This is a genomic window from Brevundimonas vesicularis, from assembly GCF_032067225.1.
GTDB lineage: Bacteria > Pseudomonadota > Alphaproteobacteria > Caulobacterales > Caulobacteraceae > Brevundimonas > Brevundimonas vesicularis_F.
On sequence record NZ_DAMBJX010000011.1, the window covers coordinates 39,667 to 49,485 of the forward strand.

The 9,819-nt window shown below is 66.1% G+C and carries 8 protein-coding genes and 1 pseudogene; 3 read left to right on the forward strand and 6 right to left on the reverse strand.

Features of this window, described 5'->3' with window-relative positions; genetic code table 11:
- Nucleotides 1–6: 6 nt before the first annotated feature.
- Complete coding sequence (locus tag RT123_RS04470; protein ID WP_313008079.1) at nucleotides 7–1,521, forward strand: DHA2 family efflux MFS transporter permease subunit; 1,515 nt, start codon at nucleotides 7–9, stop codon at nucleotides 1,519–1,521.
- On the opposite strand, the gene RT123_RS04475 is transcribed toward RT123_RS04470, so the two are convergent.
- The 6 genes from RT123_RS04475 to RT123_RS04500 form a co-directional block, all read right to left on the reverse strand.
- Nucleotides 1,506–2,639, reverse strand: coding sequence for a serine hydrolase domain-containing protein (locus RT123_RS04475; RefSeq protein WP_313008080.1), 1,134 nt, complete (start codon nucleotides 2,637–2,639; stop codon nucleotides 1,506–1,508). The two genes, RT123_RS04470 and RT123_RS04475, sit on opposite strands and share 16 nt — an antisense overlap.
- A gap of 84 nt (nucleotides 2,640–2,723) precedes the next feature.
- Nucleotides 2,724–2,993, reverse strand: a complete 270-nt coding sequence (locus RT123_RS04480; protein ID WP_039243854.1) for an ATP synthase F1 subunit epsilon — start codon at nucleotides 2,991–2,993, stop codon at nucleotides 2,724–2,726.
- Nucleotides 2,994–2,995: 2 nt separating this feature from the next.
- A complete protein-coding gene (gene atpD / locus RT123_RS04485; RefSeq protein WP_313008081.1) occupies nucleotides 2,996–4,531 on the reverse strand; it encodes a F0F1 ATP synthase subunit beta in 1,536 nt (511 codons plus the stop codon).
- A gap of 37 nt (nucleotides 4,532–4,568) precedes the next feature.
- Entirely contained in the window at nucleotides 4,569–5,447 is an 879-nt protein-coding gene (locus RT123_RS04490; RefSeq protein WP_066628192.1) for a F0F1 ATP synthase subunit gamma, read from the reverse strand.
- A 33-nt stretch (nucleotides 5,448–5,480) separates the two neighbouring features.
- Complete coding sequence (gene atpA, locus RT123_RS04495) at nucleotides 5,481–7,013, reverse strand: F0F1 ATP synthase subunit alpha (RefSeq protein ID WP_055754289.1); 1,533 nt, start codon at nucleotides 7,011–7,013, stop codon at nucleotides 5,481–5,483.
- 72 nt (nucleotides 7,014–7,085) lie between these two features.
- Nucleotides 7,086–7,640, reverse strand: a complete 555-nt coding sequence (locus RT123_RS04500) for a F0F1 ATP synthase subunit delta (RefSeq protein WP_307512989.1) — start codon at nucleotides 7,638–7,640, stop codon at nucleotides 7,086–7,088.
- A gap of 492 nt (nucleotides 7,641–8,132) precedes the next feature.
- Here RT123_RS04500 and RT123_RS04505 point away from each other — a divergent pair.
- Both RT123_RS04505 and RT123_RS04510 read left to right on the forward strand, forming a co-directional pair.
- Nucleotides 8,133–8,960 (forward strand): annotated as a pseudogene (locus tag RT123_RS04505) (TerC family protein).
- Nucleotides 8,961–8,965: 5 nt separating this feature from the next.
- Nucleotides 8,966–9,739: a glutaminyl-peptide cyclotransferase gene (locus RT123_RS04510; protein ID WP_313008082.1), complete on the forward strand. Its 774-nt coding sequence runs from the start codon at nucleotides 8,966–8,968 to the stop codon at nucleotides 9,737–9,739.
- Nucleotides 9,740–9,819: the final 80 nt, after the last annotated feature.

Sequence of the window (9,819 nt, forward strand, 5' to 3'; positions counted from 1 at the left end):
GAGGCCATGACGACCGCCCAACCGGGCCCCTGCGAACGCGGACAGGTCCACGCCGCCGCCGATCCGGCCCATCCGCTGTCCGCGGCGCGCAAACGCTGGGTGCTGGCCGCGACGGTGCTTGGCTCCAGCCTGACCTTCATCGACGGCTCGGCCCTGGGCGTCGCCCTGCCCGCCGTGCAGCGGGATCTCGCAGCCGGCACGGCGGCGGTCCAGTGGGTGTCGAACGCCTATCTGCTCACGCTTGGCGCCCTGGTTTTGATCGGCGGCGCGGCCGGCGATCGGTTTGGCCGTCGGCGGGTCTTTCTGATCGGGGTCGCGATCTTCGCCCTGGCCTCCATCGGCTGCGCCTTGGCCCCCACCGTTCAGGCTCTGGTCGCCGGCCGGGCGATCCAGGGTATCGGCGCGGCCCTGCTGACGCCCGGCGCCCTGGCGGTGATCGGCGCGACCTTCCCGCCCGAGGAGCGCGGTAAGGCCTTTGGAACCTGGGCCGGGTTCGGGGCCCTGACCGGCATGGTCGGGCCGCTGATCGGAGGATGGCTGGCCGACGCCGCCGACTGGCGCGCCATCTTCTGGATCAACGTCCCGCTGGCGATCCTGACCGCCTTTGTGACCCTGGCCGCCACGCCCGAGAGCCGCGATCCCGACGCGCGCGGTCTAGATGGTCTGGGCGCGGTTCTGGCCGTCGCCGGACTGGGCGCCCTGACCTGGGCCCTGACCGCCGCGCCCGATCTGGGGTTCGCATCGCCCGTCATCCTGGCCGGACTGGTCGTGGGCGCGGCGCTGCTGGTCGCCTTCGTCTGGGCCGAGGCCCGCCAGAACCACCCGATGATGCCGCTGGGCCTGTTTTCGTCTTCCGTATTCAGCGGGATCAATCTGCTGACCCTACTGCTCTATTTCGCGCTAGGCGGGGCGATGTTCTTCCTGCCTTTCGATCTGATCCGGGTTCACGGCTGGAGCGCGACCGAGGCCGGCGCCGCCATGCTGCCCTTCGCCGCCGTCATGGGCCTGTTTTCCGGCCTCGCTGGACGGGTCGCCGATCGGTTCGGCGCGCGTCTGTCGCTCAGCGTCGGTCCGGCCCTGGCCGGGATCGGACTGGCGCTCCTCGCCGTGCCTGCGCCGGGCGCCGGCTATGTCGACGGACCGCTGGCGGGGATGACGGTGCTGGCGATCGGCATGACCCTGGCGGTCGGGCCGCTGACGGCGACGGTGATGGGGGCCGTCAAGGCGGGCCACACCGGCGTGGCGTCAGGCGTCAACAATGCAGTGGCGCGCGTGGCTAGCCTTCTGGCTGTCGCCCTCCTAGGCCTGGTGCTGTCTGCGGTCTTCGCCGGGGTCGCCAATCTGCCTGACGCCCGCGCCCAGCTGGCCCAGGTCATGTCGGGCGCCGAGATCACGCCCATCGTCCGCGACGCCTTCCACGCGGCGTTTCGGGCCGTGATCCTGACGTGCGCCGGCTGCGCGGGCTTGGCCGGCCTGATCGGCCTGCTCACCGCGCCCGGCCCGGTTCAGAAGGCGGCGTAAAGCGCGTCCAGCAATCGCTTGGGCCGGGGGTCGCCGATCAGGTGCGGCGACTGGCGCGTCATGACATAGGCCGCCGACAGCTTTCGCGACGGATCGGCCATGGCCATCGACCCGCCCCAGCCATAATGGCCGAAGGCTTCGTTCGGCCCGAACACCTTCAGTCCGTCATTGCGCATCAGACCGGCCGCCCAGCTGATCGTATAGGGCAACACCTTGTCCGGCCCGTGGATGCGCTCGCGCGTCAGCTGATCCAGCGTTCCCGCCGACAGCACCGACCGGCCGTCCAGCACGCCGCCATTGGCGACCACGCCCAGCATCTTCGCCAGCCCCAAGGCCGTACCGTGCAGATTGGCCGACGGAATCTCCATCTCGCGCCAGGCCGCCGAACCGCGCCCGCCCGGCGCCGAGCCGCGATCCAGGAAGGCCGCCTGTTTGATCGGATCGATGGTCCCCAGGCTGGGCGCCGCCGTGGGTTTGCGCATCTGCGCCACCCGTCCATGCTCGCTTTCCGGCAGGCCGATCCACAGGTCCAGCTCCGCGAAGTCCTGGCGCAGCGCCTGGCCCATCGTCCGGCCGGTCGCGCGGCGATAGAGCTCATTGGCCAGATAGCCGACGGTGATCGGGTGATAGCCGGAAGCTGAACCCGGCGCCCACATCGGCGCTTGGGCCGCCAGACGCGCCAGCACCGCGGACACATCGAACCAAATCGTCGGATCGACCGCCTCGGAAAAGCCCGGCAGGCCCGACTGGTGGCTCATCAACTGGGCGACGGTGACCTCCGCCTTGCCCGCCGCGCCGAACTCGGGCCACAGCGAGGCCACCGTTTGATCATAGTCGATCTGACCCGCCTCGACCGCGCTCGCCATCAGGATGGCCATCACCGCCTTGCCGGTCGAAAACACAGAGGTCAGGGTGGTGTCGGTGAAGGGCGTCGTCCTGGCCGTATCCGCATGACCCGCCCACAGATCGACGACCGCCTCGCCCTCGACCAGTACGCTGAACCGCGCCGCCTGCTCATTCAGCCCCTCAGGAGCCTCGGTGAAGTTGGCGGCGAACGCCTCGCGCACGGCCTCATAGCCGGGTGCGCAAACGCCGTGGATGTCGATGAGATCGGTCATGGGCCGGTCCTAGCGCGCCCGCCGCCCACGAAAAAGGCCTCCCGCCGAAACGGGAGGCCTCAAATCGTTCGATCCTTCGACGGATCAGGCCGCAACGACCTCGGTGGCCTGTTCGGCTAGGATGGTCAGGCCTTCGCCGTTCACGTCGGCGAAGCCGCCGTGGACGTCGTATTGGGTCTTCGAGCCATTGTTATAGACGGTCACCAGACCCTCGCGCAGGGCGGTCATGAAGGGCGCATGATCCGGCAGAACGCCGAAGTCGCCCTCGACGCCCGGTGCATCGACCTGGTCCACGAGGCCCGAGAAGACCTCGCGTTCCGGCGAGACGAGGGAGAAGTTCAGCTTGCCGGCCATGATCAGGCTTCCGACGCCATCTTCTCGGCCTTGGCGACGGCCTCTTCGATGGAGCCGACCATGTAGAAGGCGGCTTCCGGCAGGTGGTCGTATTCACCGGCGACGATGCCCTTGAACGAGCGGATCGTATCGGCCAGCTCGACGAACTTGCCGGGCGAGTTGGTGAACTGTTCGGCCACGAAGAAGGGCTGCGACAGGAAGCGCTGGATCTTGCGGGCGCGCGAGACGACCAGCTTGTCCTCTTCCGACAGCTCGTCCATGCCCAGGATGGCGATGATGTCCTTCAGGCCCTTGTACTGCTGCAGGACTTCCTGAACCGAACGGGCGACGTTGTAGTGTTCGTCGCCGATGACCAGCGGGTCCATGATCCGCGAGGTCGAGTCCAGCGGGTCAACAGCTGGGAAGATGGCCTGGGCGGCGATGTCGCGGCTCAAAACCGTCGTCGCGTCCAAGTGGGCGAACGAAGCGGCGGGCGCCGGGTCGGTCAGGTCGTCGGCGGGCACGTAGATGGCCTGGACCGAGGTGATCGAACCCTTCTTGGTCGAGGTGATGCGCTCCTGCAGGTTGCCCATCTCGGTGGCCAGCGTCGGCTGATAGCCCACGGCCGAGGGGATGCGGCCCAGCAGAGCCGACACTTCCGAACCGGCTTGCGTGAAGCGGAAGATGTTGTCGACGAACAGCAGCACGTCCTTGCCTTCTTCGTCACGGAAGTATTCCGCGATCGACAGGCCGGTCAGGGCGACGCGAGCGCGGGCGCCGGGGGGCTCGTTCATCTGGCCGTACACCAGGGCGCACTTGGACCCCTCGGTCGAGCCGCCGTTCTTGGACGGGTCCACGTTCACGTTGGACTCGATCATCTCGTGATACAGGTCGTTGCCTTCGCGGGTGCGCTCGCCCACGCCGGCCAGAACCGAATAACCGCCGTACGCCTTGGCGATGTTGTTGATCAGCTCCTGCATGGTCACGGTCTTGCCCACGCCGGCGCCGCCGAACAGGCCGATCTTGCCGCCCTTGGTGTAGGGGCACATCAGGTCGATGACCTTGATGCCCGTGACCAGGATTTCCGACGAGGTCGACTGCTCTTCGAAGCTGGGCGCTTCCTTGTGGATCGGGCGGTATTCGGTGGTGGCTATTGGGCCAGCTTCGTCGATCGGCTGGCCGACAACGTTCATGATGCGGCCCAGGGTGCCGGGGCCGACCGGCGCCTGGATCGACGAGCCGGTGTCGGTCACGGGCTGGCCGCGCGTCAGGCCTTCGGTCGTGTCCATCGAGATGGCGCGGACCATGTTCTCACCCAGGTGCTGGGCGACTTCCAGAACCAGTGTGAAGGGCTCGCCCGTCTTCTGGTCGATGTTCTGGGTGTGCAGGGCGTTCAGGATCGCCGGCAGGTGGCCGTCGAACTCGACGTCGACGACGGCGCCGATGACCTGGGCGATCTTGCCCGTGCCGGCGGCGTTGACGGGAGCGGCGTCCGGAGCGGCCTTCTTGGCGGCGGGCTTGCGGGCTGCGGGTTTCTTGGCGGCGACGGTGTCGGTCATGGTCAGGGTCCGTATCGGAATGTCTGTTCGGTCGGGATCAGAGGGCTTCGGCGCCGGCGATGATCTCGATCAGCTCTGTGGTGATCTGGGCTTGGCGCTTGCGATTGTACTGCAGCGTCAGGGCGTTGATGAGGTCGCCCGCATTGCGTGTGGCGTTGTCCATCGCCGCCATTTGCGAGCCGAAGAAGCCGGCTTGGTTCTCATACAGCGCGGCCAGGATCTGGGTCGTCAGCGCGCGCGGCAGCAGGGTTTCCAGAATTTCCTCTTCCGAGGGCTCGTACTCATAGACCGCGCCGTTCAGGTCGATCGGCTGGGCGTCGCCCTCGACCACGGCCGGGATCAGCTGCTTTGCAGTCGGGACCTGTTGGATCACCGACTTGAACTGGCTGTAGAACAGGGTGACCACATCGGCCTGACCCTCTTCGAACGCCGTGGCGATCATCTCGGCGACCGGCTGGGCCGACGGCAGGCCGATCGTCTTGTGGTCCGACAGCTCGAAGGTGTGGACCACCTTGTCGCCGTACAGACGCGCCAGCTGATCGCGCGACTTCTTGCCGACAGCGATGATCTTCACATCCTTGCCGGCGTTGATCAGGCTGTTGATCCGCTCGCGCGCGGCGCGGATGACGTTGGTCGAGAAACCGCCCGCCAGACCCTTGTCCGCCGTCGCCACCACGATGAGGTGACGCTGGTCCTGACCGGTGCCCGACAGCATCTTGGGCGCGTCGGCGCCCGAGACGCCTGCGGCCAGATTGGCGATGACCGAGGCCATCTTCTGCGCATAGGGCCGGGCGCTTTCGGCCTGATCCTGGGCGCGCTTCAGCTTGGCCGCGGCGACCATCTGCATGGCTTTCGTGATCTTCTGCGTGGCTTTCACGCTTCCGATCCGATTGCGCATTTCCTTGAGGCTGGCCATCCGGCGCTTACTCTCTCAGCTTACCAGACGGGTTCAGGCGAAGGTCTTGACGAAGGCGGCCAGGATGTCCTTCAGCTCGGCTTCGAGGTCCGAGGTCAGGTCCTTCTTGGTGCGGATGCCTTCAAGCAGGCTGGCGTGGTTCGCGTGGATGCGCGCCAGCAGTTCCTTCTCGAAGCGGCCCACGTCGCCGACTGCGATGCCATCGATGTAACCGCGCGTGCCGGCGTAGACCGAGACGACCTGCTCTTCCATCGCCAGCGGCGAATACTGCGGCTGCTTCAGCAGTTCCGTCAGACGGGCGCCGCGCGCCAGCAGCTTCTGGGTCGAGGCGTCCAGGTCCGAGCCGAACTTGGCGAAGGCGGCCATCTCGCGATACTGGGCCAGCTCGCCCTTGATCGAACCGGCGACCTTTTTCATCGCCTTGGTCTGGGCCGACGAGCCGACGCGCGACACCGAGATGCCGACGTTCACGGCCGGACGGATGCCCTGATAGAACAGGTCCGATTCCAGGAAGATCTGGCCGTCGGTGATCGAGATGACGTTGGTGGGGATGTAGGCCGAAACGTCGTTGGCCTGGGTTTCGATGATCGGCAGGGCGGTCATCGAGCCCGAACCGTAATCCTCGTTCAGCTTGGCCGAACGCTCCAGCAGGCGGCTGTGCAGATAGAAGACGTCGCCGGGATAGGCTTCACGGCCGGGCGGACGGCGAAGCAGCAGCGACATCTGGCGATACGCAACAGCCTGTTTCGACAGGTCGTCATAGACGATCAGGGCATGCATGCCGTTGTCGCGGAAGAACTCGCCCATGGCGGTACCGGCGAACGGGGCCAGGAACTGCAACGGGGCCGGTTCCGACGCCGTCGCGGCGACAACGATCGTGTATTCCAGCGCGCCCGACTCTTCGAGGGTCTTGACGATCTGGGCGACGGTCGAACGCTTTTGACCGATGGCGACGTAGATGCAGTAGAGCTTGGCGCTCTCGTCGTCGGTCTTGTTGACGTTCTTCTGGTTCAGGATGGTGTCGACGGCGACGGCGGTCTTGCCGACCTGACGGTCACCAATGATCAGCTCGCGCTGGCCGCGGCCGACGGGGATCAGGGTGTCGATAGCCTTCAGGCCGGTCTGCATCGGCTCGTGAACCGACTTGCGCGGGATGATGCCGGGCGCCTTGACGTCCACGCGGCGGCGCTCGGTGAACTGGATCGGACCCTTGCCGTCGATCGGCTCGCCCAGCGGGTTGACGACGCGGCCCAGCAGACCCTTGCCGACCGGAACGTCCACGATCTCGCCCAGGCGGCGAACGTCGTCGCCCTCGGCGATGGCGGCGTCGGCGCCGAAGATCACGGCGCCCACGTTGTCGCGCTCGAGGTTCAGGGCCATGCCCTTCACGCCGGCCTTGGTGAACTCGACCATTTCACCGGCCTGGACATTGTCCAGACCGTGGATGCGGGCGATGCCGTCGCCGACCGACAGCACGCTGCCGACGTCGGAGACATCGGCTTCGACGCCGAAGTTGGCGATCTGCGACTTGAGGATGGCCGAGATTTCAGCGGCGCGGATGTCCATGACGGGCTCTCTGTTCTTCAGTCTTCTGCGGGTGCGCCGTTCAGGCGCGCATTCGTTGTGGCGGGAGCGCGTTTAGGCGCGCTTGAGGGCGAACTTCATCTGGTCGAGCTTGGTTTTCAGCGAGGCGTCGAACAGTTTCGAGCCGACCTTGACCTTCAGGCCGCCCAGAATCGACGGATCGACGCGCGCGGTCAGTTCCGGCGCCTTGCCCAGGCTCTTGGACAGGGCGGCGGTAATGGCGGCGACCTGTTTGGCGTCCAGCGGCTGGGCCGAGACGACCTCGGCGGCGACCACGCCGGCGTGTTTGGCGTAGCGCGCCTCGAAGCCGGCGATCACGGCCGGCAGATCCTTGGCGCGATGGTTCTGACCCAGCAGACCCAGGAAGTTGGTCGTGGTCTGCTCGAACTTGGCCTTGGCGGCGATAGCCACCAGACCCTTGGCCTGGTCCGGCGCGGCGATGACGGGCGAGGTGGCCAGGCGACGCAGATCGGCGCTTTCGGTCCAGGCCGCCCTCAGCGACTTCAGGTCGGCGCGGACGGCGTCCAGGCGGCCGGTTTCCAGCGCCAGGTCAAACAGCGCCTGTGCGTAGCGATCGCCGACTTCCGTCGTTCTGAAATCATCAGCCACTGATTAGGGTCCGAGGTCGTTGTGTCAGGGTCGCAACCGACTGCGAGGCTCGCAACGGTCAAAAGCTTGAAATGCTTACGGAAAGCACGACGGAGGCCGTATCCGTAAATACGCCCCCTTCAAGCCGGGCGCCTGATAGCACGGGGTTTCGCCGCTCGCAACATTGCGTGAAGGCGCGCCGTTGCCGCAGGGGACCGACGAGGTATCTCGTCTCCTCCCCACGCGTGGGGAGGGGGACCGCGAAGCGGTGGAGGGGTTCTTCAAGTCCCACGGGCGCCGGGGATGCGAAGGAGAGCCCCTCCGTCTCTTCGCTGCGCTTCGAGCCACCTCCCCATAAATGGGGAGGAGACGATGCTCAGCCATCGCAATGCCGCTGGTCCCTCCCCTACAGACAGGGGGGTGCGACCATGACGCCGCACCCCAACGCTTGATCGGAACCTGCGTCGGCCCTAGCGCTTTCCGCTCAAGCTTTATCCTCCACCAGGAAACCCCATGCTCGACAGCATAACCCCCCTGCTCTCCGATCCGGCCGCCTGGGCCGCATTGGTGACCCTCATCGTGATGGAGGTCGTGCTCGGCATCGACAACCTGATCTTCATCTCAATTCTGTCGAACAAACTGCCCGAGCATCAGCGGCAGAAGGTGCGGCGCATCGGTATCGGCTTGGCGCTGATCATGCGTCTGGCCCTGCTGTCGATCATCGCCTGGCTGGTCGGTCTGGTGCAGCCGGTCTTCACCGTCATGGGCAATGAATTCTCGTGGAAGGACCTGATCCTGATCGCGGGTGGTCTGTTCCTGGTCTGGAAGGCGACCAAGGAAATCCACCACACGGTCGATCCGACGCCCAGCCATGACGTCATGGACAAGAAGGACGTGGTCATCGCCAACGCCGGCGCGGCCATCTTCCAGATCATCCTGTTGGACATCGTCTTCTCGATCGATTCGATCCTGACCGCCGTCGGCATGACCGAGCACCTGCCGATCATGGTCGTCGCCGTTCTGGTCGCCGTGACCGTCATGCTGCTGGCCGCCGACCCTTTGGCCAACTTCATCAACAAGAACCCCAGCGTCGTCATGCTGGCGCTTGGCTTCCTGCTGATGATCGGCATGGTGTTGATCGCCGACGGCTTCGGCTAACATGTGCCCAAGGGCTACATCTATGCGGCCATGGCCTTCTCGGCCGGTGTTGAGGCGTTGAACATGCTGGGTCGCAAATCCGCATCCAAGAAGGAAAAGGCCGAACTGGCCCGCAGCGAGGCGAACGCCGCCGAGGCCCGCGCCCAGAAGGCCGAGGCCGAAGCCGCCGCCGAGCGGGGCTGAGGCTCATGATGCGCCTGTCGTCCCGGCTCGCCGGCCTTGTCGCCGGTCTGCTGCTGACGACAGGCGTCGCCCTGCCGGTCAGGGCCGAAGTGCCGGTCCAGTCCTACGAGGTCGTGCGGGCCTATCCCCACGACACAGGGGCCTTCACCGAAGGTCTCTTCTTCCACGACGGCGGCCTTTACGAGAGCACGGGCCTGTATCCGTCCTTCATCCGCAAAGTCGATCTGGAGACCGGACGCGTGGAGCGTCAGCGCGACCTGCCGACCATCTATTTCGGCGAGGGCATGACCACGCTGAACGGCAAGCTCTACAGCCTGACCTGGCGCAACCACATCGGATTCATCTGGAAGCTGGACGACTTCTCGCCGCTAGGCGGCTTTTCCTATCCGGGCGAGGGCTGGGCCCTGACCACTGACGGCCGCCGCCTGATCATGAGCGACGGCACCGATCAGCTGCGCTTTCTGGACCCTGAAACCCTGGCCGAGACCGGCCGCGTCTCCGTCACCGCCGACGGCCGGCCGCTGGATCAGATCAACGAACTGGAATGGATCGACGGAGAGGTCTTCGCCAATATCTGGCAGGACAACCGCATCGCGCGCATCGATCCCGAGACCGGCGTGGTCAAGGCCTTCATCGACCTGACCGCCCTGGTCCCCGAGGGCGCGAACCTCGACCCCAACGACGATGTCCTGAACGGCATCGCCTGGGACGCGGCGGGAAAACGCCTGTTCGTCACCGGCAAACGCTGGCCGCAGCTGTTCGAGATCAAGCTGCGCTGATCCGCACGAAGAAATGGCCGGACGCTGCGACAGCGCCCGGCCCTCTTCTTTTTCAACCCCTGCCCCCGGCTCAGCCGTGC

Bases quoted from the DNA above. Each gene is read 5' to 3' on its own strand.
- RT123_RS04470 (WP_313008079.1), top strand. From the start codon at position 7: ATGACGACCGCCCAACCGGGCCCCTGCGAACGCGGACAGGTCCACGCC.
- RT123_RS04475 (WP_313008080.1), bottom strand. From the start codon at position 2,639: ATGACCGATCTCATCGACATCCACGGCGTTTGCGCACCCGGCTATGAG.
- RT123_RS04480 (WP_039243854.1), bottom strand. From the start codon at position 2,993: ATGGCCGGCAAGCTGAACTTCTCCCTCGTCTCGCCGGAACGCGAGGTC.
- atpD (WP_313008081.1), bottom strand. From the start codon at position 4,531: ATGACCGACACCGTCGCCGCCAAGAAACCCGCAGCCCGCAAGCCCGCC.
- RT123_RS04490 (WP_066628192.1), bottom strand. From the start codon at position 5,447: ATGGCCAGCCTCAAGGAAATGCGCAATCGGATCGGAAGCGTGAAAGCC.
- atpA (WP_055754289.1), bottom strand. From the start codon at position 7,013: ATGGACATCCGCGCCGCTGAAATCTCGGCCATCCTCAAGTCGCAGATC.
- RT123_RS04510 (WP_313008082.1), top strand. From the start codon at position 8,966: ATGATGCGCCTGTCGTCCCGGCTCGCCGGCCTTGTCGCCGGTCTGCTG.